Raw genomic sequence first — 25,532 nt, forward strand, 5'->3', positions numbered from 1 at the left:
CTACGCGGCAACGGGGTTATTATTGTTTGCCGTACTTCATTACCAGCGGTTCAGCGTGTGGGTCTCAATCCAGCTGAAGTTGATATCCTCTCCCAGCCCGCTGCGGGTGGGCAGGGTGACAAAGCCCCGATCGTCCATCGGATCAATCAGGCTGTTGAGATACGCAGGCGGCGTCTCATAATCCAGGAAGGGATGCAGCAGGCCGCGCTCATACCAGCGGCAGTTACGAATTGCCCCGACTACCGCCAGGCTGGCTGCGCCGTTGCCGTGAACTTCGCAATCCATGCCAAAGGCTTCCGCCAGACTGGCCACTTTCATCGTGGCGGAGATGCCGCCTACGCCATTGGCCCCGGCACGCAGAATGTCGCAGGCGCCAGCACGGACCCAGTCGGCACGGCTGTGATGTTTGCCGCCCAGGCTCTCCGGGCCGAGCACGTCGATAGAGAGGTTGTCCGCCAGCCAGGCGTAAGAGGCCATGCTCTCTTCCTCCATCGGCTCTTCAAACCAGGTGAAGTTAAGCTTCTCCAGCGCCTTGCCGATGGTCAGCGCGTCACTGCGGCTGTACCAGTGGTAGCCGTCCAGCATCAGTGCGATATCCGGGCCAACCGCTTCACGCACCGCGGTGCAGGCTTTGATATCCATGGCCGGGCTGGGCGCAAAGGCGACCGGGGGCATCCAGGTGTGCAGCTTGATTGCCCGATAGCCGCGTGCCACCAGCTTCTCCGCGAACTGTGCGTACTCATCCGGCGTCGATAAACCGCCGCTCATTTCGTCGCCACACATGGTGCTGCCGTAAGCCGGGATCTTCTCGCGATAGCCGCCAAGCAGCTTATGCACCGGCTGTTTCAGCCTGCGCCCAATGAGATCCCACAGCGCCTGCTCAACAGCGGAGAGCGCACGCTCGGTGAGCTGATGGGCGCTGCCGCGCTGCCAGTGCACCAGATCCTGCCATAGCCGCTCGCGGTCAAAGGCGTTCTGACCGATCAGCACCTTGCGGAAGAAGGCGTTAACGACATGAGATCGCACCACTTCAGGCGGCGCAAAGGCGTAGCCGCAATCGCCATCCTCGCTGCTGAGGGTCAACAGCGCCATCTGCGCATCATTTTCCGGGCCGGGATGGGAGTGGCCGGCGCTGTCGGCAACGCGCCGGGTAGGATAGGTAAAGAGGGTGACATCTATGGCGCTGATCTTCACGGTTATACTCCTGTGGCTGGCTTTCCTGATGGATTATTAAAACGCTGTTTCATTTTTAATCTAGCCTTCACAATTCATTAACGCATTGGCCAAATCGATACGATTAATGGCTAATATGTGTGCAGTCGCCCAGGGTGTTGTGAGCATATTCACGAAAGCTGTCCGTTTTGTGAGCAGCAACACGCTGCGCTTTACCCTGATCCGGATCCCGGTTCATGGCCACTTAACTCATTAACCTCGCCGCAAAAAACATTTAACCGGATGACTTCCCCTGAACGCCGTTTTAGGTGATAGTAACGCCGCTTTACATTAATAATTCTCATTATCATTTGTGCGGGTTTTCATCATGAAAAAATGGTTTTTAGCGCTGGGGTTGCTCACACTGGCAGGGACGGCTTCGGCCAAAATGATTACCGATGTCGCAGGCCGTCAGGTTGAGGTGCCGCAGGAGGCAAAGCGCATCATTCTGGGTGAGGGCCGTCAGATCTATCTGCTGGCCGCATTTGATACCGACGCCCCGTTTAAACGGGTGATTGGCTGGCGTGATGATCTCCACAAAGCGGACTGGGACGGTTATCAGGCCTATGAAAAGCGTTATCCGGAAATTAAAAAATTACCGACCTTCGGCGGCGCGAAAGATGGCACTTTCAACGTCGAGCAGGCATTAACCCTGAAACCCGATCTGGTGCTGATGAATCTGGAGTCGAAAGCGGCGACTGATGAAGGCAAGCTGATTGAAAAATTGCAGGCCGTGGGTGTGCCGGTGGTGTTTATCGATTTCCGAGAAGCGCCGATGGTGAATGCTGAGAAAAGTATCCGCATCATGGGCGAACTGGTGAACAAGCCGGCGCGTGCCCAGGAAATTATCACCTTCCGCCAGCAGCAGATTGACCTTGTGACTTCGCGCCTGAAGAACTTTACCGGCTACCGCCCGAAAGTGATGATTGATCGCGCAGGCGGCTACAGCGACGAGTGCTGCATGTCGTTTGGCAATGAAAACTTTGGTCAGATGGTGGAGATCGCGGGCGGTCGCAACATCGCGAAAGACCTGATCCCTGGCACCTTTGGCACCGTTAACCCGGAGCAGATTATCGCCAGCCAGCCGGACGTGGTGGTGGTAACCGGCGCGAACTGGAAGAACTACAACACCGTGGGCAAATGGGTTGGCGTCGGTCCGGGTGCCAATGTCACCGACGCGACGGCGCGTCTTAAGGCGCTGATGATGCGCGATGCCTTTAAAACCCTGCCGGTGGCACACAACGGCAACGTCCACGCTATCTGGCATCAGTTCTATGACAGCCCGTATCAGTTTGTGGCGATTCAGACGCTGGCGAAATGGCTGCATCCCGATCTGTTTGCCGATGTCGATCCGGATGCCACTTTCCGCACGTTCCACGAGAAGTTTCTGCCGCTGCCTTACCAGCCAGGCTACTGGGTCACTTTACCCGCTGATAAGCCCTGACTGACCGGCGATGACAGGGACGTCATCCGCCTGATTTGCAATTCCTCCTGAATAAACCCTCTGTTTCTCTTCAGATTTACTAATATTTTACAGGCGCGGGGTCGGTTGCTCTGAGCAGCGCGACATCTGACCTGGTCCGCATTCACGTTAAAAATGGAGAGAAACATGCGCAATACCCTGGGAAGATCGGCGTTTGCCGTGACGCTGTATGCTCTGCTGGAGCCGGTACCGCTGGGCTTTTTTGTGGCGGCCTGGCTGTTTGACATTCTCTACATGCAGACCTTTGTGCAGTTCTGGACGGATGCCGCAGGCTGGCTGATTGCGCTGGGACTGATACTGGCCATCGTGCCACGTCTCATTGCACTGGTTTATCTGTTTCGCGGCAGTGACAGCGCGGAAAAGGGCCATTTCTGGCTCTGGCTGGTGGCCATCATCATCGCTATCGTCAATGCATTTATTCACAGCCGTGATGCCGCCGCGGTGATTCCGTTGGGCGTAACGCTCTCGACGCTGGTAGTAGCGCTGCTGCTGCTGGCGAATGTGCAACTTGCGTTACGTCAGCGTAGCGCTTAAGGAGGAGCCACCATGAACATACCGCATAAAACGCTGCTCGCGCTGACCCTGACCGCATTGCTGGCAGGCTGTGATGATGGTGCGCTGGTCGATCCGCAAAAGCAGATCGGACCGAACCCCGAACTGCCGCAGGCGCAGAATTTCTTTATGCCGCCGATGCAGGTGCCGGAAGGGACGCCGTGGAAAGCCGGGGAAATGCCAAAAGTGGCTGACGGGCTGAAGATTGAAAAGATTGCTGAGAATCTGCAGCATCCGCGTCAGGTCTACGTGCTGCCAAACAATGATGTGCTGGTCGCGGAATCCAACGGCCCCTCAAAACCGATCACCCGACCTAAGCAGTTGATTATGGGCATTGTGCAGAAAGCGTCAGGTAAGGGCGGCGCAGGCGGCAACCGCATTACGCTGCTGCGCAACGTCAATGGCAAATGGGAGCAGCACCGCTTTATCGAGAATCTGCACTCGCCGTTTGGCATGCAGTTGATTGGGAATACGCTCTATGTGGCGAATGCTGACAGCCTGGTGAAGTTCCCCTATCGCGAAGGGGACACGGAGATCCGCACCGCACCTGAAGAGGTCACGGAGCTGCCGGGCGGACCGATTAACCACCACTGGACCAAAGCGCTGTTAGCCAGCCCTGACGGCAGCAAGCTCTATGTCGGTGTCGGATCCAACAGTAACGTCACCGAAAACGGCATTGGCGCAGAGTATCGCCGGGCAGCGGTGCTGGAGGTGGATGCGGCCAGCGGTGCCAGCCGTATTTACGCCAGCGGTCTGCGCAATCCGACTGGCCTGCAGTGGGAACCGCAGAGCGGCAAGCTGTGGGCGGTCGTCAACGAGCGTGATGAAATCGGCTCCGATCTGGTGCCGGACTACATGACCTCGGTGCAGGATAAAGGTTTCTACGGCTGGCCCTATAGCTACTTTGGTCAGCATGTGGATACCCGTGCCGAACCGCAGCGTCCCGACCTGGTTGAGAAGGCGATCAAGCCGGATTATGCCCTGAGTTCGCATGTCGCGCCGCTGGGCCTGTTGTTCTACGGTGATGACAACATGCCGCAGTACCGTGGTGGTGCGTTTATCAGCGAGCATGGCAGCTGGAACCGGACGCCGCTGAATGGCTACAAAGTCGTGTGGGTGAAGTTCGAAAACGGCAAGCCGGTGGGTCAGCCGCAGACGGTGGTCTCAGGCTTCCTGACGGACGATGAAAAGCAGGTCCGTGGTTTGCCGGTGGGTCTCGCCAGCGATAAACAGGGCGGCGTGCTGATTGCTGACGACGCAGGGAACACCATCTGGCGTATCAGCGCCGCGAAGTAAGTTCTGCGCGGGTTGAGTTATCGCCGTAAAACAGGCATAAAAAAAGGATTTGGCATCTCGCCAAATCCTTTATTTTTTTGTTCGCTTCCCGGCTGGTAACCGCATTGCGAACGAGGTGCTCAGCACTCTCCACAAACAAGATTGTAAAATGTGCGGCTAAGGATTTCAAGTTTCGCCAAAATACTGTATGTTTATACATGTGTTGAGTGTTGAGCATCGCCTCATTGTCGACTGGCCGCTCCCAGGGGCACGGTTTTAAAATCCCGGCAGGCATCAGGTGGTGCTGGCCTGTGGCTTTAACCATGAGTGCCGCTCAGCCCTCTCCACAAAGATGTGCTTAGGCGCCCGGCGGGTAGAGTCAAAGCCCTGGTTGCCGAACAGCGCGCTCCTGAAAAAGGAGAAGGAAAGTGATGGAACTGACTAAGCTGATTCTGGATCTTATCCGGGTCATCTTGCAGATCATCGTTGCCCTTATGCAACTGACCGGTCACGCAGGTTAACCGGAACTTGAAACAAGGCGGAGCTAACCACTCCGCCTTTTTTCTGTGTCAATTCTCTGTCATTAAAGGTGGGTATGGTGGTGCGGCAAAAGCACGCCGCCGGGGTGTTGCTTATCCTGACCGGGAGTAATATGTCCATTGCCGCCGCTATGCCCGCCCGATTAACGCACACCTGGATTGATGAAAGTGTACGGATGCGGGAAACCACCGTGGGTCAGCAGTGTGAGATCCTGGCGCACAGCACGCTGGAATACAGTGAGCTGGGTGACTTCTCCTATGTCGGCGAGCACTGCTGCCTGGCCGACACACAGGTAGGGCGTTTCTGCGCCATTGCCAGTCAGGTGCGTATCGGTGCGCCGAATCATCCTATGGACCGCGCCTCGCAGCATCGCTTTACCTACTGCCCGGAGTATTATCATCCCGACGCGCGGCGCGATCAGAGCTTCTTTGCTGCCCGTCGTGCCGATCGGGTGGTGATTGGCAATGATGTCTGGATCGGGCACGGCGTCATTGTGCTGCCCGGCGTCACTATTGGCGATGGCGCGGTGCTGGCCGCGGGCGCAGTGGTAACGAAAAACGTTGCGCCCTACAGCGTGGTGGGCGGTGTTCCGGCCCGGCCATTGCGGGTCCGGTTTACGCCTGCGATTGCCGCCCGCCTGCAGCGCATTGCCTGGTGGAACTGGCCACTGGAGAAACTGCTCGCGAATCTGCCCGACTTTCAGCACGGTAACATCGAAGCGTTCTGCCAGCGTCACGAAGGTTAATTATCCTCCCGGGCCATTCTCCCGCTGACTGAGGGCGTACCGGTCTATTTAAAAAAGAGCCAGCCCGCCACGCTAAGCAGTCCCAGGGTCAATACGACAAACACTTCGCCGCGGGCAAAAGCATTCTCCCGGTGCTGCTCGTCATTTCGAATATCATGAAAACGCGCCAGCGCACGCTTTTCATCAGGGGCGGTGACTTCTTCAAACTGTTTCTCGTAGCCGCTCTGTGACAGCTGATCCATACCCGCGCTGTCGCTTCTCTCCAGCACAGTAATCTGGTGACCCTTTTTAAAAAAACAATACTCCGGCATGTGCTCCTCCTGGAACAGGGTGGCTGTGAGAAATAACCTATATGAACCGGCAGGGCGTTGTATACCAAAGTCTTCAGGCAGCAGGTTCAGACGTCGCCCGCCGGAGGGGGCGCCTGTCCCGCAGGGCAACTATCACGCACCGCGCCGATCTGCGCTTTGTCCCGCCCGGAGAACGCCACCAGGTCATCGGTAATAAGGAAAATGGTCAGCAGACCAGGGTAATTTTATGATTGACCTGCTCTGCACCCGCACAGAAAGGCGCAGGCGCTGACCGCGGCACTGGCATAGCAGACGGCATGCCATCCCCAGAGGGCGTAAAGCTGGGTGGCGGCAGTCGCGCCCAGCGCACTACCCAGCGAGTAAAAGCACATATAGGCACCCACCAAACGACTGGCCGCCTCGGGCCGGGCCGCCACGAGCAGGCTCTGATTAATCACATGCACCGTCTGGATAGCGAAGTCTGGCAGGATCACCCCTAAAACCAGCAGCAGAAGCGCGCTTTGCAGCGCGGCTATCGGCAGCCAGGAGAAGGTCAGCAGCGCCAGTGCGAATCCCGTGGCGCGTTGCCCCCGTCCCTGATCAGCCCATGTGCCCGCTCTGGAGGCCGCCAGCGCCCCGGCCAGGCCCGCCAGTCCGAACATCCCAATCTCAGTGTGTGTCAGCGACAGGGCGGTCAGCGGCAGCACCATCGGGGACCAGAGCATACTGAAGGCCGCAAAAATCAGCAGCGCCAGGATGCCTCGCCTGCGCAACAGCGGTTCTGTGCGGAACAACCGACGCACCGACAGTAACAGCTGAGGGTAAGCGGTGCGCGGCGTCTGGCCGGTTGTAGCGGGCAGCACTTTCACCAGTATCAGCGAAATGAGCAGTAACAGGCCCGCGGCCGTCAGATAGACCGCACGCCAGCCCGCCAGATCGGCAATCATCCCGGCAACAAAGCGCGCCAGCAGGATGCCGATCACGATGCCGCGGGTCACGCTGCCCACCACCTGTCCGCGCTGTTCTGGTGACGCCAGCATGGCGGCCCACGCCACCATGAGCTGCGTGACCACCGCCATGAATCCCACCAGCAGCATTGCGCAGAGCAGCGTCATCAGGTCTGGCGCAACCGCAGCAGTGATTAACGCCAGCACGGAAAACAGCAACTGGGTAATCACCTTTTTTTTGCGGTTCACGCAGTCGCCCAGCGGCACCAGAAAGATCAGCCCAAGGGCGTAGCCGCTCTGCATAGCCGTTACCACTGTGCCAATGGTACCGCTGGAAACCTGCAGGCTGGCGGCGATCGACTCCAGAAGAGGTTGTGCCGAGTAAACATTGGCGACCGCCAGCGCAGAGGTGAGTGAGAACAAAAAGATCATCCGGGACGAAAGCGCCGGGATCGCGGCTGGGGGCGAATCGGCTTCAGGATCATGCGCCTTGCCAATCGTACAGGTCATGTTGCTTTCCTTTCTGGTTTTTATTTGAAACTGGATTGGCGATATCTTTAACCGGGCTGGTTTTTTTTTGCCACTCCTTTTCGGAGTGGCTAAACTGGCATCATGAGACAGGCAGCGTGAGAGAAGAGCATGGCTAAGCAGGAATCCCTGAGAACCAGCGAGTGTCCGATCGCCAGAACTCTGGAGTCGATAGGTGAGCGCTGGTGCATGATGATCGTGCGTGAAGCCTTTGATGACGTCCGCAGATTCAGTGACTTCCAGCGGAATTTAGGGCTGGCGAAAAACATCCTGGCGTCACGCCTGAAGCAGCTGGTGGAGATAGGGGTGTTTGAGATTGCGCCAGCCTCCGACGGCAGTGCCTACAGCGAATATGTTCTGACCGAAAGAGGTCGTGCGCTGTTTCCGGTTGTGGTCGCGATGCGCCAGTGGGGCGAGCGTTACCTGTTTGAGAAAGGCGAGACACACTCCGTGCTGCTGGATAATGCGGAAGGAAAGCCGCTTGCGCGGCTGGAGGTTATTTCCTCACAGGGGCAAAAACTGGAACCGGCCGACTGTCATCGTCATCGAGTGGTTGCTGAAGGGTAACCGTCAGGATTTTTCCTCTTCCGCACACTCTGAAACGGACAGGCCTGACATCGCACGCGTTACCCGATCATCGCTATTGTCGGTGGCGGTGATTGAACAAAATGCCTTACTCCCGTTTTACGCTCCGTCATAAGGGCGTTATCCCCGGAAACAGGTCCCCGCGCTTCCTCATCCTTTCGTGCCCCGCATCATGACAGGCCTGTCGATATCATCACATTTTCCAATGACCGGTTGCCTTGTAACTTGTCAGGGCGCATGACATTCTCGCTAATTGTATAGACATGTATCTTCAACCAGAAACCGGGCACATTACTTTTTCAGTTAACGCGTCTCTTACTGTTCCAGCGAGGAATCTATGTCGGTCAAATCATCTGTATCAGCTTATTCAGGCGCAGAGAAACCACGCCTGTCAGAAACCCGTTCCATTGATTACATCCCGCTGCGTGAGCGTCATGGTCACTCCTTTAGCCAGTTCACGCTCTGGTTCGGTGGCAATCTGCAAATCACGGCCATTGTCACGGGTGCACTGGCGGTGGTGCTGGGTGGAGACGTCGTGTGGTCGCTTATCGGCTTACTTGTGGGACAGATTCTGGGTGCAGCGATCATGTCTTTGCATGCGATCCAGGGCCCGCGTCTGGGTTTACCGCAGATGATCACCAGCCGTATGCAGTTTGGCGTGTTTGGTGCCGTCATTCCGCTGGTGCTGGTGTGCATGATGTATGTGGGATTTTCCGCCAGCGGGACAGTGCTAGCGGGACAGGCGCTGGCTAAACTTATCGATGTCAGCAATTCAGCCGGGATGATCCTGTTTAGCATGTTCATCGTGATCATCGCGGTGCTGGGCTATCGCATGATTCATCAGCTCGGGAAGGTCGCGAGCGTCATCGGCGTTTTAGCTTTTGCTTATCTGTTTATCACGCTGTTCACCACGCATGACTTATCCGCCGTGTGGCAGAATCAGCACTTTACCCCGGCAAATTTCCTGCTGGCGGTTTCCCTTTCTTCCTCCTGGCAGATTGCCTTCTGTCCTTATGTATCGGACTATTCGCGCTATCTGCCAGCTGATGTCTCCGCGAAGAAACTCTTCTGCTCGGTCTTTTTTGGCACCGTACTTGGCACGCAGGCTTCAATGACGCTGGGGGTGATTGTTGCTGCCATTGCCGGAAGTGCGTTTGCAGGCAATGAGGTCGGTTACATCGTGAGCATGGGCAGCACGGCGACCATGGCCATGGTGATTTATTTCGCCATTTGCTTTGGAAAAATCACATTTACCACGCTGAACGCCTACGGCAGTTTTATGTCACTGACCACCATTATCTCTGGCTTCCGTCAGCAAACCACGCTGAGTCGGGGCGGGCGTATTCTGTTTGTGGTGCTGATGGTGACGCTGGCCTGCGTCATTGCTCTGGTCAGTGAGCCGGCCTTTCTGAAATCCTTCACCCACTTCCTGCTGTTTCTGCTGGCTTTCTTTGTGCCGTGGAGCGCGATCAGCCTGACCGATTTCTATCTGATCACCAGGGGCAAGGTTGATGTCCCGGCACTGTCGCAGCCGGGTGGACGCTATGGTCGCTGGAACCTGGCCGGTATTACCGTCTATTTTCTGGGCGTGCTGGTGCAACTGCCGTTTATCGATAATCCGCTGCACCATGGATCGCTGACCTGGATTTTTGCCGGTAATGATGTCTCGTGGATCATCGGCTGGTTTGCGACGGCACTGTTATGGCTGATCGCCAGCCGCTGGGATCGCCGGGGCACACCTGAACAGTCAGTTTATCCCGCAGAGTGACACGCTGAAGCCCCTGAGCAACCAGCGCTCAGGGGCTGTCAGTCTGTGTGGGTGTGATCGCCCGCATGTCAGATGACCGTCGTGCCAGACAATCTGATTATCTGAAATCAGGCGGCTGAAACATCCGCTGCGCCGGTCTGCGCCTCTGCCACCAGCGGTTTCTCCGGTTGCAGCAGCGTCATTGCCAGCATACTGCCAAAGGCGATCAGCGCGGTGACGGTAAACATTGCGTTGTAGCCGTAATATTCCGCCAGCCAGCCGCAGAGCATCGGAGAGATAATCGCTGCCAGATTGGCTATCGCCAGCGTCATGCCGCTGTAGGTGCCCACCGACGCTTTCGGGGTGACATCAATCACCACCGACCAGTAGACATTGTTCACCAGTGCATTCAGTGCATTGCCCAGGGTCATGAGTGCAATAATCCCGGCAGCCGACTGCACATAGGGGATCGCCATAAAGCAGCAGGCAGTGCCGCACAGCGTGACGGCGGCAAACAGATTGCGCGCCAGACGCAGGTTACGGAAGCGGGCCAGCAGGGCGTCGGCAATGCGACCGCCCAACAGCACCGTGATACAGGCGCCGCTCCACGGGATCATCGCGACGTACCACAGTGAGTGCAGGTCGTAGTGGAAATTATCCTGCAGATATTTCGGCATCCAGGTCACCAGAGTAAAGGTGATGTAGAGGAATGAAAAGTAACCGAGCGCGTTGCAGACCAGGGTGCGGCTGGTAAAGAAGCGCCACCAGGGGAGGGGGACACTGTCGCCCGCGCTGCGGCGCTGACCAGTCTGGATAAGCTGACGTTCTGCGGCGTTGGTATGTGGACTTTTCTCCGGGCTGTCGCTGAAGGTGCGGGCAAACAGCGCCATCGCCAGCAGGGAGAACACACCCAGCAGGATAAACATCATCCGCCAGTCATGGGTCAGCAGCAGCAGGCCCACCGCAATCGGGGCGGTCAGCAGTGCACCCACCTGGGTCGAAAGCAGGCCGATACCCAACGCGAAGCCACGCTCGCTGTCAGGTGCCCAGTGGGCAATCGCCTTGTTCATCAGCGCATAGGCCGGGCCTTCGGAAAAACCAAACAGGATGCGCAGGGCAGCAAAGCCCATAATGGCGGAGCCGCCAAACAGCGCCATGCCCAGTTCACCCGCCCAGGCGGTGGCGATCTCCAGCAGCGACCAGAGCACGCCGGCCAGCAGCCAGACTTTTTTCGTGCCGATACGGTCGGCAAGAAAGCCGCCACACAGCGAACCAAACAGATAGCCAAAGCCAAAGTAACCCAGCACGGCACCGAGCTGGACTTTGCTGAAGTGGTACTCCGCCGCTATGGCGTTGGCCGCAAATGACAGGGCGCCGCGATCGATGTAGTTGATCAGGGCGATCAGGAACAGCAGTGAAAATATGGTGTAACGGTAACGGCTGGTTGTCATCTCACTTCTCCTGATTAAATGTCTCAGGAGAGCAGAAGCAAAATTGATGCCGGAAAGGGCATTTATCCGGCAAACAGCGGACAAGCACTGGGTACGGGCCGCTGAGCCCGCCCCGTGTAGGGTTAGCTGATCCCGCTAATTATTCGCCTGCGCATCAATGCGGTGCAGTCATTGCCTGTCGATGGTGAACCTCAGGCAGCGTTATGATGCGTGCTGCTGACGTGGGGCAGTGGGATAAGCACGACGTCCGCTTCAGCCGTGGTTTTATCCTGTGGCATTTCGCCAACGTGCTGCAACATCTGCCGCTGATACGTCGCATCAGCGACTGTTGTCTGTTCACTCAGCAGCACGCCCGCTTCATTAACATTTTTTCCTGCCACTTTTACTTTGCTGGTGGCACTGGCCAGCATCCACTCATATTCAATATCGACATGGCCGCTATCAATACAGCGAATTCCGCGCTGACTTAAATCATACGCCAGCACGGTTGCCGTCGGCCCTAATGAAATTAAGACCAGGTCAAAGTTGACGGCATTCGCTAATACCGTATCGAAAAGACGATCATAAACGGAAAAAGCATTACGGTTCAGCGTCGTAATACGTTTAATTTCGCTGGCCCCCTCCAGTAAATCATTGCCTAATCCCAGACGTGTGCCACTGCCTTCAACAATTAATACCCGGCGACCCTGGTAAAGCTGTTTAAATTTATCGAATATCGTCCTGGATAATTGTTTGCTTTTATAATCGTGATAAGGGCGGGTCACTGAGGTATTGCCATACTGGTACTGATGATTCAGCAGAGCATCATAATGTTTAAAGTAAAATGATTTATGGAAGAACCAGAACAGGGCCGATCCATTTTTCATACTGCGGGTGGTGCGAAAAGCATCCGGCAGGCAAATCAGACAGTCCGGGTTGTCCTGGGGGGCCTGCAGCAGCAGCGCCTTGAGCCTTGCCGACAGTTTTGGGTCAAATGGCTGAAAGCCAATGTTTTTATACCAGGTCATCTCCAGTTCCCCGTCGCCGTAACGGGCCAGTGATAATTGCGGTTTACGTAATAGCAGATCGATAGTTTCTTCTATCGACATGACGGAATAACGCTTTACCCGTACCTGCGCGGCAGGATAGCGAATGGCTGCATTAATAAATTTAAACGGGAAACGAAACTTACGATAAATAGCGTGAAGTGCGGACATAGTTAGCCTGCCTGGGTTATTGCTGCCAGAGAAAATCCCGCCTGCTGGCCGGATAAATTCTTATAACAGTGCTGATATATATCACAGATAGAAACAGCGTCAGGCTACGGAATATCTGAAAGCGATTTCATGGTCAGAATCCCTTTTATTATTAATCTGTTTCTTATTAAATGAAGCGCTAAAAAAATAATGGCAGATTAAAGTCAACTGCCAGAATTAATACTTTGAAAATCATTGACACCGCATGAGCACTGATCAGCAGACAGTTTAAAACTGCAGTGTATTAAGTTTTCTGCTTATAGCATTAAGAGCTTTTGCAGCACGACGTGAATAAACCATTAGGCTTATTTGACACTTATTACCCCTGTTTGATCAGACTTAAGCTGGCGTTCATGAAGCGCAACGGATCTGTCAGTTATTCACCTTTGAACAAAAGGTGCGATAACGCACGGCCTATCGTTAATTTTTTGTGATGGATATCGCGTATTTGGCCCTTAGGAAAGTAAATAAAGCGGTGGTAAAGCCTCTGCAGTCGACATTTCTAATAAATATTACTAATGATTTACGCCTGTACACGTTTTTACATATTTCTCATGTACGTTAAAATCTCGTTGAATTTATGTTTCCAGCTTAACTTTCTGATGACCGCTAATGACCCGAGGATGGATCATGATCAATAAAATAACCAGCGTAATCATGGTGATATTTGCTATCGCCCTGATTTACATGGGAGGACAACTTCTGCTTGCAGGAGGCAGCGCGTTCTATGCGTTGATGGGTGTGGGCGTTCTGCTCAGCGCGATTCTGCTGATGATGAACAAACGTAGTGCACTGACGCTGTATGCGCTGCTGATGTGGGTTACGCTGTTCTGGACGATCTGGGAAGTGGGCTTCGACAAATGGCAGTGGATCCCGCGCGGCGACCTGTTTGGCGTGCTGGGTCTCTGGCTGGCGCTGCCATGGGTGGTACGTCCTCTCTATCAGGGACAGCGTCGCTTCCATCCTTTCCTTGGCGGCTCAGTGGTGCTGATGGTGCTGCTGGTGATTGGCCTCTGCTTCTACGATCCGCTGCCGCAACAGGGCACCATTAACACCCAACGTAATAGTTCCGCGACCGGCGGTGCTGCTGAAGAGTGGAACGCCTATGGCGGGACCACCGATGGCCAGCGTTTCTCGGCACTGAAGCAGATCACTAAAGATAACGTCAAAGATCTGGAAGTGGCCTGGACATACCACACCGGCGATCTGCGTCAGGGTGATGATGCAACCGAGTACACCTTTGAAGCAACGCCGCTGAAAGCCAACGGCATGCTCTACCTCTGTACACCGCATAACGAGGTTCATGCTCTTGATCCGGAAACCGGTGCGGTGAAGTGGAAAACAGCGCCGGATAAAAACCGCTCTTACCTGCAGCAGCACCAGACCTGCCGTGGCGTGAGCTACTTCGATGCCGGTCAGCAGGCGGAGCAGCAGACAGGCGCATCCCCGGCTATCTGCCGCAAACGTATCTTCAATGCGACCACCGATGCCCGCCTGCTGGCGCTGGATGCCGACACCGGCAAGCCGTGTGCTGACTTTGGTGACAACGGCGTGGTAAACCTGCGCGCCAACATGGGCGAGGTGCGTCCGCACGCGCTGATGCAGACTGCCGCGCCCCTGTTGGCAGGCAATCTGGTGATCGTTGGCGGTTCGGTGATGGATAACGGCTTCAACAGCGGCAACCCATCGGGTGTGATCCGTGCCTATGATGCCGTTACGGGTCGTCTGGTGTGGAACTTCGATCCGGCTAATCCGGATAACACCGCACCGGTCGCCGCAGGCGCAACCTATCCACAGGATACCCCGGTCGCCTGGGCCACCCTGAGCGCCGACCTGAAAAACGGCCTGGTTTATGTGCCGTTTGGTAACGCCTCGCCGGATGAAGTGGGACTTGAACGCGATCCCGCCAGCAACACTGAAAAATTCCGTGATGCGCTGGTGGCACTGGATCTGAAAACAGGAGCGTTCAAATGGCGTTATCAGAGTTCGAACCACGACCTCTGGGATCGCGATAACCCGTCACAGCCGTCGCTGGTGGACATCAACTATCAGGGCAAACCGCAACCGGCGGTGATCCTGCCGACGAAAACCGGCAACCTGTTTGTGCTGAACCGCCTGACCGGTGAGCCGGTTTACCCGGTAGAGCAGGTTAAGGTCTCCACGGATGGCATTAAGGGCGAACAGTACGCGGCGACCCAGCCGGTCTCCAGCCTGAACTTCATTCCGCAGCCGCTGACTGAGAAGTCGATGTGGGGCATTACGCCATTTGACCAGATGGCCTGTCGCACGACCTTCCGTGAGCTGCGTTATGATGGTAACCCTTGGACGCCGCCAACCGAGAAAGGCTCGCTGATCTTCCCGGGCAACATCGGGGTGTTTAACTGGGGTTCCGTGGCTGTTGATCCGCAGCGTCAGATGCTGATTGCGGCACCGGTGCGCCTGGCCTACAAATACAACCTGATTAAGCGCACGCCGGAAACCGAAACCCAGCGTACTTTCACCAAAGATGGCACGCCGTACTGGAATGAAAACTTCCACGGAGATTACGCTATCCACATCCAGCAGATGGCGTCGGGTCTGGGTATTCCCTGCATCGCGCCACCGTGGGGACGGATGGTCGGTGTGGATCTGACCACCGGCAAAACTGAATGGCTGCGTCGCGTCGGTACCACCAAAAACCTCAAGACCAGCTTCCTGCCTGGCCGCTTCCCGCTCGGTTTCCCGATGGGTATGGTGGCGCACGGCGGACCGCTGCTGACGGCGGGTGATCTGGTGTTCCACGGCGCAACGGCAGATAACTTCTTCCGTGCTTACGACAGCACCACTGGCGAACTGCTGTGGCAGACTGAACTGAGCGCGGGTGCGCAGGCCACGCCATCCACCTTTATGGGCAAAGATGGCAAGCAGTATGTGGTGATTGCCGCGGGCGGCCACGGCTCGCTCGGCACCACGGCGGGCGACAGCGTTGTCGCTTTCCGTCTGAAGTAATCCTGACCCGCTGAGCGCCGCCCCGGCGCTCAGCTTTTTTCACACCTCTGCCTGTCAGATCTCACGCCCGGCTTATCGCGACAACCTGTTGTATTTCATCTCAATTCTTTCATCTCCGTATTCACACCATCTGATAACGCATCGAAACCATTTCGTGACAGCGCTCCCGCTTTAACGATTTCTCCTGCCTGACAGACTTGCGCATTAAGCCGCGAGGCGTAGATTAATATATGACTTCACAATTAACCGTGAATACGAAAAGTACTTCACAATACGCACTCTGAAGGATTGATGCTCATGTCGGAACTGAAATTTGCTACCCGTCTTAACTCTTTCGCCTCGGGGGCGCACCTCTACTGGCCCGATCAGCAGGGCAAGCCCTCTGTGCTGCAGATGGTTGCCCGTGCAGGCAAGGTCAAAGGCTTAACGCATCTCGACCTCAACTATCCGCAACATCTCACCAGCGATATCGCCACACTGCGCCAGGCGATCAGTGATGCGGGTCTGGCCGTTAACGGTATGCAGATGCGCTGGGACGCGCCGCAGTTCAAAATCGGCGCGTTTACCCATCCCGACGCGAAAGTGCGTCGCGAAGCGATTGAACTGACCAAGCGCGGCATCGACGCGGGTCGGGAATTTGGTTCACGGCTGATGACGCTGTGGATGGGGCAGGACGGTTTCGATTACTGCTTCCAGGCGGACTATAAGAAAATCTGGGAGGATGCGGTCAGCGCCGTGCGTGAAGTGGCGGAGTATGCACCGGACGTTGACGTCAGCATCGAATATAAACCCAATGAGCCACGCGCCTACAGCATCTTTCCCAACGCCACCACCTGTCTGCTGGCTGTGGAAGAGGCGGGCTGCGCCAACCTGGGGATCACCCTGGATTTTGCTCATGTCCTGTTTGCCAATGAGATCCCGGCTTACGCCGCCGCCATGGTGGCGCGCCGCTCACGGCTGCTGGGGCTGGACCTTAACGACGGCTGGGGCAAGCGTGATGACGGCCTGATGGTTGGCTCAGTTAACCCACGCGCCACGCTTGAGTTTCTCTGGCAGATGCAGCGTGATGGCTACCGCGGTGCCTACTACTTCGATACCTTCCCGGATGCCAGCGGTCTTGACCCAATCCGTGAGGCAGAAAGCAATATTGCGACCGTGACCCGTCTGCTGAGGCTGTGTGACCAGCTGCACGACAACGCGCCGTTACTGGCGGCCATCGGGCGTCAGGATGCGGTGGCCTCTCAGCAGATCGTCAATGACATCATGCTGGCGCGCTGACAGCCGATTAATCATAAAAACATCACACCTCTACCCAACACCCTGAGAATAAAAAATGAAAAAACGCCTGCTTGCTCTTATCGCCTCCTCACTGCTCTGCAGCACGGTTTATGCGGCAGAACTGGCACCGCTGCAATCCGATACTGAACCGGATCGCACCGACTGGACCCAGCTCGACACCAGATATGGCGCACTGCCAAAAGTCGATAAGTCGCTGAAGATTGGTGGGGTATCGAAAACCCTGACCAATGAGTACTGGCGCTCACTCGGCCAGGGCTATCAGAACGTGGCGAAAAAGTATGGTTTCACTGTCGCTTATCAGGCGGCAGCCAATGAAGACGATCAGCTCGGTCAGCTCTCCATTGCGGAAACACTGATTTCGCAGGGCTTTAACGGCCTGCTGGTTTCGCCGCAGACCGATATCAACCTGGAGCCTGCACTGGAGAGTGCCAACAGTAAAAATATTCCGGTGGTGAACGTTAATGATGCAGTAATGCCGAATGCGCGCTACTACGTCGGCAACGTCCAGAAGGACAATGGCGTGCGGGTGGCGAAGTGGTTTATTCAGCACCATCCGCAGGGCGGCAAAGTGGCGGTGATTGAAGGGCAGCCAGGGGTTTATGCCGCCGGACAGCGCACCCGTGGCTTTAAAGAGACGCTGGACAGCGCAGGGAAGTTCACCATCGTGGCCAGCGTGCCCGCTAACTGGAGTCGCGAGCAGGCCTTTAACGCCGCATCGACCATTCTGCAGCAGCATCCTGATTTGATCGGCTTCTATGCCAACAACGACACCATGGCGCTGGGCGTGGTGGAGGCGGTACGCGCGCAGAACAAAGCGTCACAGGTGGCCATCTTTGGCACTGACGGTATTTCCGATGCCTACGCCTCGATTAAGCGCGGCGAGCTGACCGGCACGGTCGACAGTTTCCCGGTGCTGACCGGTGAAGTGGCGATGGACGTCATTATCCGTCTGATCAACGGACAGAAACTGTCGCGCGTTGTCTCGACACCTCAGGCGCTGATCACCAAAGAGAATGTTGAGGCGTTCTCAACCAAAGACAACAACCGGTTGCGTCAGCTGCTGGCTCAACAATAGATCAGCGGGAGCGGGTATGGAACAGTTTCGCTTAATGATGTGTGGCATCAGCAAAAGTTACGGTAACGCCGCCGCGCTGCAGGAGGTCGATTTCTCAGTGCGGCCCGGCGAGGTGCACGCGCTGATTGGGGAAAACGGCGCGGGTAAGTCGACGCTGCTGAATATCCTCTCCGGCGTTCGCGGCGCGGACAGCGGAGAGATCTGCGTCAACGGAAACCGGGTGCAGATCCGCAGTCCGCTCAGCGCCCGTCAGGCCGGGATCGCGATGATCCACCAGGAGTTGCAGCATGTGCCTGAGCTTTCCGTGGCGCAGAACATGTTTCTGGGTCGCCCGCTGACCCGCGCCGGGGGCTGGTGGGTGGATAAAAAGGCCCAGCTGGCGCGGGCCACCCTGATTCTGAAGACGCTGGATCCCACTATCGATCCCGATACGCCGATCAGGAACCTCAAGGTATCGCAGCAGCAGATCGTTGAGATTGCCCGGGCGCTGCTGGATGACGCCAAAATCATCGCCATGGATGAACCGACCTCCAGCCTGACGCCACGCGAATTTGATCGGCTGGCGGAGCTGATTGGCGATCTGAAGTCGACCGGCGTTTCGCTGATCTATGTCTCGCACAAGATGAATGAGATTTTCCGGGTGTGCGACCGCGCCACCATTATGCGTGACGGAAAGCAGGTTGGGGTGGTCAACATCAGTGATGAGGATGAGGAGAGCATCGTCGCCAAAATGGTCGGACGGAAGATCGACAAGCTTGACCATCAGGCATTTGTCACCGATCGCGAAGTGCTGCGGGTAGAGGATCTGACGCGTGGCAATGAGGTGGTGGCGGCCAATTTCAGCGTTCGTGCGGGCGAAGTGCTGGGGATTGCCGGGCTGGTGGGTGCCGGGCGCACAGAACTGCTGAAGTTGATTGCTGGTATCGACCGGCGCACCCGTGGCACGGTGAGCGTCAACGGTGCCGCGGTGAAGAACCACAACGTGCGTGCGGCGATCAAGGCGGGCATTGGCCTGGTACCTGAAGACCGCAAAAAAGAGGGCATTATCAAAGAGCGGGCGGTGAAGATGAATATGGCGCTGCCGTCGATGCACCGCTTCACGTCGGCGGGGCTGATGAACCAGGCCCGGCTGGACCGCGAGGCGCTGAAGGTCATGGGCGACCTGAAACTGCGCCCGCTCGACATTGAGAAAACCATCGGCACGCTGAGCGGCGGCAATCAGCAAAAAGTGATCATCGGCCGCTGGGTTGCGGCGGATGCTAATGTATTTCTGTTTGATGAGCCGACGCGCGGTATCGATATTGGTGCCAAGTCTGAAATCTATCACCTGATTGAAAAACTGGCCCAGGCGGGCAAAGCCATTGTGGTGGTGTCGTCAGAAATGACCGAGATCATGCGCATCTCCGATCGGGTGCTGGTGATGCGCGAGGGCCGGATAACCAAAGAGTTAACCGGCAGCGCGATCACCGAAGAGAACATTGCCCGTTATGCCATCAAAGATATCGACCAGACGGCCTGACCGCTTACCTGACACTATTTAAGGTTATAACTATGACAACTCAGACATCTACCGGGCCGGGTACCCGACCTGCGCTGCGGCTTAAATTTAATCTGCGTGATGCCGGTACCTTAATTGGCTTACTGATTATCGTGGTGACATTTTCGTTTCTGTCACCGGTCTTTTTCACCCTGCCTAATCTGCTGAATATTCTGCAGCAGTCCTCCATCAACGCCCTGATCGCACTGGGCATGACGCTGGTGATTATCTCCGGCGGGATTGACCTCTCGGTCGGCCCCACTGCGGCGCTCTCTGCGGTGCTGGGTGCAACCCTGATGGCATCGGGCGTGCCGGTGCCGCTGGCGATCCTCGCGACGCTGGGTGTGGGCGCGATGTGCGGACTGTTCAGCGGCACGCTGATCGCCTATGCCGGACTGCAGCCGTTTATTGTCACGCTGGGCGGCCTGTCGCTGTTCCGGGCCATTGCGCTGATCTACACCGGCGGCAATCCCATCTTCGGTATTCCGCTGGAATTTCGCAGCCTGATCAACAGTACGCTTTTCGGTATCCCCACGCCGATTGTGATTGTGGCAGTGATTGCGCTGCTGCTGTGGACGGTGATGAATAAGACCCCGCTGGGGGAATATATTCTGGCGATTGGCGGCAATGAAGAGGCGGCGCGGGTCGCAGGTGTGCCGGTTAAGCGCACCAAGGTCACGGTCTATATCTTCTCCGGCCTGCTGGCCTCACTGGCCTCGCTGATTCTGATTGGTCGTCTGGGGGCTGCCGAACCGACCATCGGCAACCTGTGGGAACTGGATGCGATTGCGGCGGCGGCGATTGGCGGTGCGTCGTTAATGGGCGGCAAGGGCAGTATCTTCGGGACGCTGATCGGCGTGGTTATCCTCGGTGCGTTACGTAATGGCTTGACCTTACTGAACATTCAGGCCTTTTACCAATTGCTCGCTACCGGCCTTATTATTATCATAGCGATGTTGATTGACCGGGCGACCCGAGGCAAGTAATGAAGCAAGATCCGCGAGCCATTGGCGCTCAGATTCGTATGCGTTTGCCCCAGCTGACGCCGTTAGAACGTCGGGTAGCTGAGGCGATAATTGCCCGAACCGACATTACCGAGCAATCCTCATTAAAGGAGATTGCGCGGGAGAATAATGTCTCTGAAGCGATGATCGTTAAGATTACCAAAAAACTTAACTTCACCGGCTTCAGGCATTTCAGAAGTGGCCTGATTTATTACAACCAGTCTGAAGTGGCAGGGCTGCATGCGGAAATTGAGCCGGATGATTCATCGGAGCAGTTGCTGGCCAAAGTTTTCAGAACCTCTATCCAGGCGATTGAAGAGACCTTATCGATTCTGGATGTTTCTGAATTCAATCGTGCGGCGGACATTATCTTTAAAGCGCGTCATATCGATCTCTACGCCGTGGGCGGTTCTGCCGCCGTGGCGCGGGACCTGTCACACAAGATGCTGAAGATTGGCATTAAGTCGACTGCCTATGACGACGCCCACATCATGCTGATGTCTGCCGCCGTGTTATCTGATGACGATGTGGTTATCGCCATCAGCCATTCGGGTGCTACGCGTGCGGTGAACGATCCGGTCAGACTGGCGGGAAGGAATGGCGCGAAGGTTATCGCCATTACCAACTATGCCGAATCCCCGATCGCGCAGAGTGCGCATGTGGTCCTCAATTCAACCTCTCAGGGATCGCATCTGCTGGGTGAAAACGCCGCGTCACGCATCGCCCAACTCAATATTCTGGATGCGCTGTTTGTCGCTATCGCCAAGAAAGATCTGAAGCGGGCGGAGAAGAACCTGATGAAAACCCAGCATGCGGTTCAGGATCTGCGGGAATTCTAGCTATGAGCAAAATTGCAGTCACCGGCAGTCTTCACTACGACATTATGCTGGATGCACACCATCGCCCGGAAAAAGGCGAAACCGTGATGGGCAGCGCCTGTCACTATAAGTTTGGTGGCAAGGGAGGTAATCAGGCTGTCGCAGCGGCACGCGCGGGTGCCACAGTGCGCTTTGCCGGTTCAGTGGGGCGCGATCAGCAGGGGCAATTCCTGCTGGGTCATCTGCAGCAGGCGGGGGTCGATTGCACCGCCGTCAGCATCATTGATGCGCTTCCCTCCGGGATGAGCGTGGCGATTACCGATGCCGAAGGAGATTACGGTGCTGTGGTGGTCTCCAATGCCAATCAGCAGATCCCGCTGGAGACCTTTGTGCAACCCGGTTTCTGGCAGGAGGTGTCGCTGCTGGTGCTGCAAAATGAAGTCCCGGAAGCGGTGAACCTCTGTGCGGCCCAGGCGGCACAGCAGCGGGGGATTACGGTCTGCGTCAATGCCGCGCCCGCCCGGCCGTTGTCAGCCGCGTTTGAAAACTGTATCGATCTGCTGGTGGTGAACGCCATTGAAGCGCGCGATATGTGCGGGATTAGCGTGCAGGATTTGACGTCGGCGCGCTCAGCGGCAGAATCGCTGGCCAGCCGGTTTGCCAGAGTGGTGGTTACCGCTGGTGAACATGGTGTGGCTTACAGCGAGGCGGGAGAGACGCATACACTGGCGGCGCAGAAGGTGACACTGGTCAGCACCCACGGTGCCGGGGATTGTTTTGTCGGCGTGTTGTGTCAGCGCCTGAGTAGCGGGGTAACGCTGGCAGAAGCGGTGAGTGCGGCAAATCGTGCAGCTGCCGAACACGTTTCCCGGCAGCCGCACTGATTAATGGCGTGCCACGTCAATGACGTGGCACGCTAACGTCATCAGGCGCCGACGTTCACCACGGTTTTACCGAAGTTTTTGCCATTCAGCATATCGATAAACGCCTGTGGCGCGTTCTCTAACCCTTCAATCATGTGCTCGCGATAGTGGATTTTTTTGCTCTCCACCAGCGGACGCATCGCCTCCAGGAACTCCGGATAACGGTCACCGTAATCCTGGAAGATGATAAAGCCCTGCATACGGATGCGGCGCTTCAGAATGCCCGCCATGATCAGTGAGGTTCTGTCCGGGCCTTCCGGCAGCTCACGCTGGCTGTAAGCCGAGACCAGACCACAGACCGGCACGCGCGCAGCGGTGTTCAGCAGCGGGAACACGGCATCAAACACTTTGCCGCCGACGTTTTCGAAGTAGATATCGATGCCATCCGGGCAGGCATTTTTCAGCTGCTCTTCAAAGTCGGCACTGTGGTGATCGAGGCAGGCATCAAAGCCCAGCGTATCGACCGCGAAACGGCATTTCTCTTCACCGCCCGCCACACCGACGACACGGCAGCCTTTCTGTTTACCCAACTGACCAACTGTTGCGCCTACCGGACCGGTTGCGGCGGCAACGACGAGGGTTTCACCCGCTTTTGGCTGACCGATATCCATCAGGCCCATATAGGCGGTAAAGCCTGGCATCCCGAGAATGCCCAGCGCCCATGACGGATGTGGCAGATCGTTGCCCAGCTTCGCAATCTCTTTGCCATCGGAGACGGCATATTCCTGCCAGCCGCTCTGCGCCAGCACCCAGTCACCGGTTTTAAACTCGCTGTTTTTCGATTCGACGACCTGACAGACGGTGCCGCCCACCATCGGCTGATCCAGCTCTGCCGGCGCGGCGTAGGATTTACCCTCGTCCATCCGGCCACGCATGTAGGGGTCAAGCGAGAGATAGATGGTTTTCAGCAGCAGTTCACCCTCTTTGATTTCCGGGACGGGCTGGGCCACATGGCGGAAATTCTCTTTGGTCGGCTCACCGTGAGGGCGTGAAGCCAGTAACCAGGCGTGGTTCTGGGTTGCTTGTTCAGTCATATTGTCATCCTTTTATAGCCGGGCAATGCTCAGGGCATCACCATATGAATACCGGGAAAGTGTAGATGACAGCGGCGGGAATGCGTTTAACGCTGTGAGCGGTAAGCATGATTTACCGATAACAGCGCATAAGGTGCTAACCACGGGGACACCGCGGATGCAGGACCATTCATGTCGCAGGTTCAGACTGACGGCTGTTCACATCCGCTTGCAAAAAAACGGGCAGGCGAGTCTTCAGACGTGCGGTATGACACGCATTACGCGAAGCAAACGCGGGTTGACTGTCAGCTCCCTCCCAAACCCGCTAAAGCGGGCTTTTTATGCCTTCAATTTATGGACATGGGAAGTTGCTGCGCATCCGGCGTCACGGGTAGCTCTGAAGATTGTGATAAATATCAGGGGATTTTACAGGGAGACAACCATGATTATGCAGCATCTGCGTATTGCCCGACCGGTGACAGACCTGACGCAAAGCAGTCAGAGCTATTGCCACGGGCTGGGGTTGCAAGAAATCGGTGAGTTTACTGATCATCAGGGGTTCAGTGGCGTGATGCTGGGCGCTGAAGGGCTGGGCTGGCATCTCGAATTCACGCTCTGTCACACGCATCCCGTCCGGCCATCGCCAACGGATGAGGACCTGCTGGTGCTCTACATTCCGCAACGGCCTGACTGGCTGGCCCGATGTGCCTGTATGGATGAGGCAGGATTTCTGCGGGTTCCTGCATTTAATCCTTACTGGGATCAACGGGGCGTGACATTTAGCGACAAGGATGGTTATCGTGTTGTTATCCAGCATGCAGCCTGGCAATCCGCAATCTGACGTGTAACGGAGCTCACCCTGAACATTCTTTGCTTTCACACCGCGGCCAGTAATATCGCAATATTTGATGATGCCGCCAGCGCACTGGCATATGAGACGTCGCCGCTGAATCATCTGGTAATGCCTGCGCTGCTGGCAGAAGCGGAATGCAGCGGCGGGATGACAACTGGGTTACGCCGCCGTATTGCCCAAATGATTGAAACGCTGCTGCCGCAGTTCGATGCGGTGCTGATCACCTGCTCGACGCTGGGGCCGGTTGCCGGTGATTTCAGCGCGCAGGATCGGGTTATGCGCACCGACGGGATGTTAGCGGAGGCGCTGCAGCGGCAGGCAGGGCGGACAGTCGCGCTCTGTGCGGCAGAATCAACACTGGCGGCGACGCGGACGCTCTTCTGCCAGCGGGGCAGCCAGACAGAGATTGCGCTGGTGGAGGGCGCGTGGGCGGCGTTTAAAGCGGGGGACACAACACGATACTTTGCACTGATTGCGGCAGCCGCCGAGCAGGCGTATCAGCAGGGAGCCATTGCGGTGGCTTTGGCGCAAAGCTCAATGACGCCGGTTGCCCTGCAGTTTCCCGCGGCACGGCGACCGCTGACAGGCCCGCATCTTGCGCTGCACGCCTGCTACGAACTCAGATGATCGTCACACCCTGCTGGCTCAGCGCCAGTTGCAGCGCGTCGTCCGGCTGCGTTTCTACAATCAGCGTGCTGGCCAGTGACAGATCGCCAATGGCAAAGGCGGAGGCGGAATTCAGCTTTTCGGCTGATGCCAGCACCACGGTTTCTGCTGCACGTCCTGCCAGCGCACGCTTCACCGTCGCCTCTTCGTAATTGCCGGTGGTCAGCCCGGCCGCCGGATGCACACCGGTCACGCCCATAAAAAAGAGATCGGCATTAATGCGGTTGATCGATTCCAGCATTGATGCGCCCACCGTCACCACTGAATGCTTATAGAGCTGCCCGCCAACCATAATGATCTCCACCAGTGGATGATCGGCTAATGCCAGCGCCACGCTGGGACTGTGGGTGATGGCGGTAAAGCTCAGCGCTGCGGGTAACTGTCGCACCAGTTCCGCGCTGGTGGTCCCGCCATCAATCAGCACAATCTGTCCCGGCTGGATCAGCGAGATTGCCTTCTGCGCGATAACCTGCTTTGAGGCGGTCTGCACGCTTTTGCGCGTTTCAAAGGTGGCCAGCGCAGCGGAAACCGGCAGGGCACCGCCATGCACCCGCTGCAATAAGCCTTCAGCCGCCAGTTCACGCAGGTCGCGGCGGATAGAGTCTTCGGAGAGGCCAAAGCGCTGGCTGAGGTCGCGCGATTGCACCTGTTTTTCCTGGGCGAGCAGGGCAAGAATCGTCTGTTTTCGCTGGCGGGATAGCATGACTGGCCTTTGCATGTTTTTTCTTGAAGTTGCACGATTTTGCATGATAGCGTGATAGCTGTC

22 protein-coding genes are annotated in these 25,532 nt (G+C 56.6%); 15 read left to right on the plus strand and 7 right to left on the minus strand.

Translation table 11 applies throughout. The annotated features are described in order from the left end of the window. Window positions 1-39 precede the first annotated feature (39 nt). Window positions 40-1,194, minus strand: a complete 1,155-nt coding sequence (locus tag NIM72_RS21035) for a mandelate racemase family protein (protein ID WP_161732350.1) — start codon at window positions 1,192-1,194, stop codon at window positions 40-42. A 346-nt stretch (window positions 1,195-1,540) separates the two neighbouring features. Between NIM72_RS21035 and NIM72_RS21040 the strand changes: the two genes are divergently transcribed. The 4 genes from NIM72_RS21040 to NIM72_RS21055 all read left to right on the plus strand — a co-directional run bounded on the left by NIM72_RS21040 (window position 1,541) and on the right by NIM72_RS21055 (window position 5,807). Then, entirely contained in the window at window positions 1,541-2,656 is a 1,116-nt protein-coding gene (locus NIM72_RS21040; protein WP_161732348.1) for an ABC transporter substrate-binding protein, read from the plus strand. Between the two features lie 165 nt (window positions 2,657-2,821). Continuing rightward, a complete protein-coding gene (locus NIM72_RS21045) occupies window positions 2,822-3,229 on the plus strand; it encodes a DUF2231 domain-containing protein (protein WP_013357848.1) in 408 nt (135 codons plus the stop codon). Window positions 3,230-3,241: 12 nt separating this feature from the next. Then, window positions 3,242-4,543, plus strand: coding sequence for a sorbosone dehydrogenase family protein (locus NIM72_RS21050; RefSeq protein ID WP_161732345.1), 1,302 nt, complete (start codon window positions 3,242-3,244; stop codon window positions 4,541-4,543). Window positions 4,544-5,174: 631 nt separating this feature from the next. Beyond that, on the plus strand, window positions 5,175-5,807 hold the full coding sequence (locus NIM72_RS21055) for a DapH/DapD/GlmU-related protein (RefSeq protein WP_253421887.1): 633 nt from the start codon (window positions 5,175-5,177) through the stop codon (window positions 5,805-5,807). A gap of 44 nt (window positions 5,808-5,851) precedes the next feature. On the opposite strand, the gene NIM72_RS21060 is transcribed toward NIM72_RS21055, so the two are convergent. Together NIM72_RS21060 and NIM72_RS21065 are read right to left on the minus strand one after the other, a co-directional pair. Beyond that, entirely contained in the window at window positions 5,852-6,118 is a 267-nt protein-coding gene (locus NIM72_RS21060) for a hypothetical protein (RefSeq protein WP_161732341.1), read from the minus strand. Window positions 6,119-6,342: 224 nt separating this feature from the next. Continuing rightward, window positions 6,343-7,554 (minus strand): MFS transporter, encoded by a 1,212-nt coding sequence (locus NIM72_RS21065; protein WP_253421890.1) that lies wholly within the window; start codon window positions 7,552-7,554, stop codon window positions 6,343-6,345. A gap of 129 nt (window positions 7,555-7,683) precedes the next feature. Here NIM72_RS21065 and NIM72_RS21070 point away from each other — a divergent pair, with 129 nt between their 5' ends. Beyond that, the gene (locus tag NIM72_RS21070) at window positions 7,684-8,139 is read left to right on the plus strand and encodes a winged helix-turn-helix transcriptional regulator (protein ID WP_371876302.1); all 456 of its coding nucleotides are present in this window, start codon (window positions 7,684-7,686) and stop codon (window positions 8,137-8,139) included. Between the two features lie 355 nt (window positions 8,140-8,494). Continuing rightward, window positions 8,495-9,925, plus strand: a complete 1,431-nt coding sequence (locus NIM72_RS21075; protein ID WP_253421893.1) for a cytosine permease — start codon at window positions 8,495-8,497, stop codon at window positions 9,923-9,925. A gap of 107 nt (window positions 9,926-10,032) precedes the next feature. On the opposite strand, the gene NIM72_RS21080 is transcribed toward NIM72_RS21075, so the two are convergent. Together NIM72_RS21080 and NIM72_RS21085 are read right to left on the minus strand one after the other, a co-directional pair. Continuing rightward, on the minus strand, window positions 10,033-11,355 hold the full coding sequence (locus NIM72_RS21080; RefSeq protein ID WP_161732332.1) for an MFS transporter: 1,323 nt from the start codon (window positions 11,353-11,355) through the stop codon (window positions 10,033-10,035). 191 nt (window positions 11,356-11,546) lie between these two features. Beyond that, on the minus strand, window positions 11,547-12,551 hold the full coding sequence (locus NIM72_RS21085; RefSeq protein ID WP_253421896.1) for a GT-D fold domain-containing glycosyltransferase: 1,005 nt from the start codon (window positions 12,549-12,551) through the stop codon (window positions 11,547-11,549). A 669-nt stretch (window positions 12,552-13,220) separates the two neighbouring features. Between NIM72_RS21085 and NIM72_RS21090 the strand changes: the two genes are divergently transcribed. From NIM72_RS21090 to NIM72_RS21120, 7 genes are all read left to right on the plus strand, one after another. Next, window positions 13,221-15,578, plus strand: a complete 2,358-nt coding sequence (locus tag NIM72_RS21090; protein ID WP_253421899.1) for a membrane-bound PQQ-dependent dehydrogenase, glucose/quinate/shikimate family — start codon at window positions 13,221-13,223, stop codon at window positions 15,576-15,578. Window positions 15,579-15,875: 297 nt separating this feature from the next. After that, complete coding sequence (locus NIM72_RS21095; RefSeq protein WP_161734700.1) at window positions 15,876-16,856, plus strand: TIM barrel protein; 981 nt, start codon at window positions 15,876-15,878, stop codon at window positions 16,854-16,856. Window positions 16,857-16,911: 55 nt separating this feature from the next. Then, window positions 16,912-17,952 carry a substrate-binding domain-containing protein gene (locus NIM72_RS21100; RefSeq protein ID WP_161734703.1) on the plus strand — a complete coding sequence of 347 codons (1,041 nt, stop codon included), beginning with the start codon at window positions 16,912-16,914 and terminating at the stop codon, window positions 17,950-17,952. Window positions 17,953-17,968: 16 nt separating this feature from the next. Next, window positions 17,969-19,471, plus strand: a complete 1,503-nt coding sequence (locus tag NIM72_RS21105; RefSeq protein ID WP_253421902.1) for a sugar ABC transporter ATP-binding protein — start codon at window positions 17,969-17,971, stop codon at window positions 19,469-19,471. Between the two features lie 32 nt (window positions 19,472-19,503). After that, a complete protein-coding gene (locus NIM72_RS21110) occupies window positions 19,504-20,475 on the plus strand; it encodes an ABC transporter permease (protein WP_010244946.1) in 972 nt (323 codons plus the stop codon). Further along, complete coding sequence (locus NIM72_RS21115) at window positions 20,475-21,332, plus strand: MurR/RpiR family transcriptional regulator (RefSeq protein ID WP_161734709.1); 858 nt, start codon at window positions 20,475-20,477, stop codon at window positions 21,330-21,332. The genes NIM72_RS21110 and NIM72_RS21115 overlap by 1 nt, the downstream gene beginning before the upstream one ends. Window positions 21,333-21,334: 2 nt before the next feature. Further along, window positions 21,335-22,195 carry a PfkB family carbohydrate kinase gene (locus NIM72_RS21120; RefSeq protein ID WP_253421905.1) on the plus strand — a complete coding sequence of 287 codons (861 nt, stop codon included), beginning with the start codon at window positions 21,335-21,337 and terminating at the stop codon, window positions 22,193-22,195. A 41-nt stretch (window positions 22,196-22,236) separates the two neighbouring features. Here NIM72_RS21120 and NIM72_RS21125 read toward each other — a convergent pair whose 3' ends face one another. After that, the gene (locus tag NIM72_RS21125; protein ID WP_161734715.1) at window positions 22,237-23,268 is read right to left on the minus strand and encodes an NADP-dependent oxidoreductase; all 1,032 of its coding nucleotides are present in this window, start codon (window positions 23,266-23,268) and stop codon (window positions 22,237-22,239) included. A 421-nt stretch (window positions 23,269-23,689) separates the two neighbouring features. Here NIM72_RS21125 and NIM72_RS21130 point away from each other — a divergent pair, with 421 nt between their 5' ends. Then, a complete protein-coding gene (locus NIM72_RS21130; protein ID WP_253421908.1) occupies window positions 23,690-24,088 on the plus strand; it encodes a VOC family protein in 399 nt (132 codons plus the stop codon). A 159-nt stretch (window positions 24,089-24,247) separates the two neighbouring features. Beyond that, window positions 24,248-24,727 carry a glutamate racemase gene (locus NIM72_RS21135; protein WP_237566716.1) on the plus strand — a complete coding sequence of 160 codons (480 nt, stop codon included), beginning with the start codon at window positions 24,248-24,250 and terminating at the stop codon, window positions 24,725-24,727. On the opposite strand, the gene NIM72_RS21140 is transcribed toward NIM72_RS21135, so the two are convergent. Next, window positions 24,720-25,469 (minus strand): DeoR/GlpR family DNA-binding transcription regulator, encoded by a 750-nt coding sequence (locus tag NIM72_RS21140; protein WP_222925478.1) that lies wholly within the window; start codon window positions 25,467-25,469, stop codon window positions 24,720-24,722. The two genes, NIM72_RS21135 and NIM72_RS21140, sit on opposite strands and share 8 nt — an antisense overlap. Window positions 25,470-25,532 lie beyond the last annotated feature (63 nt).

The organism is Pantoea sp. B550 (genome assembly GCF_024158165.1).
GTDB lineage: Bacteria > Pseudomonadota > Gammaproteobacteria > Enterobacterales > Enterobacteriaceae > Pantoea > Pantoea alfalfae.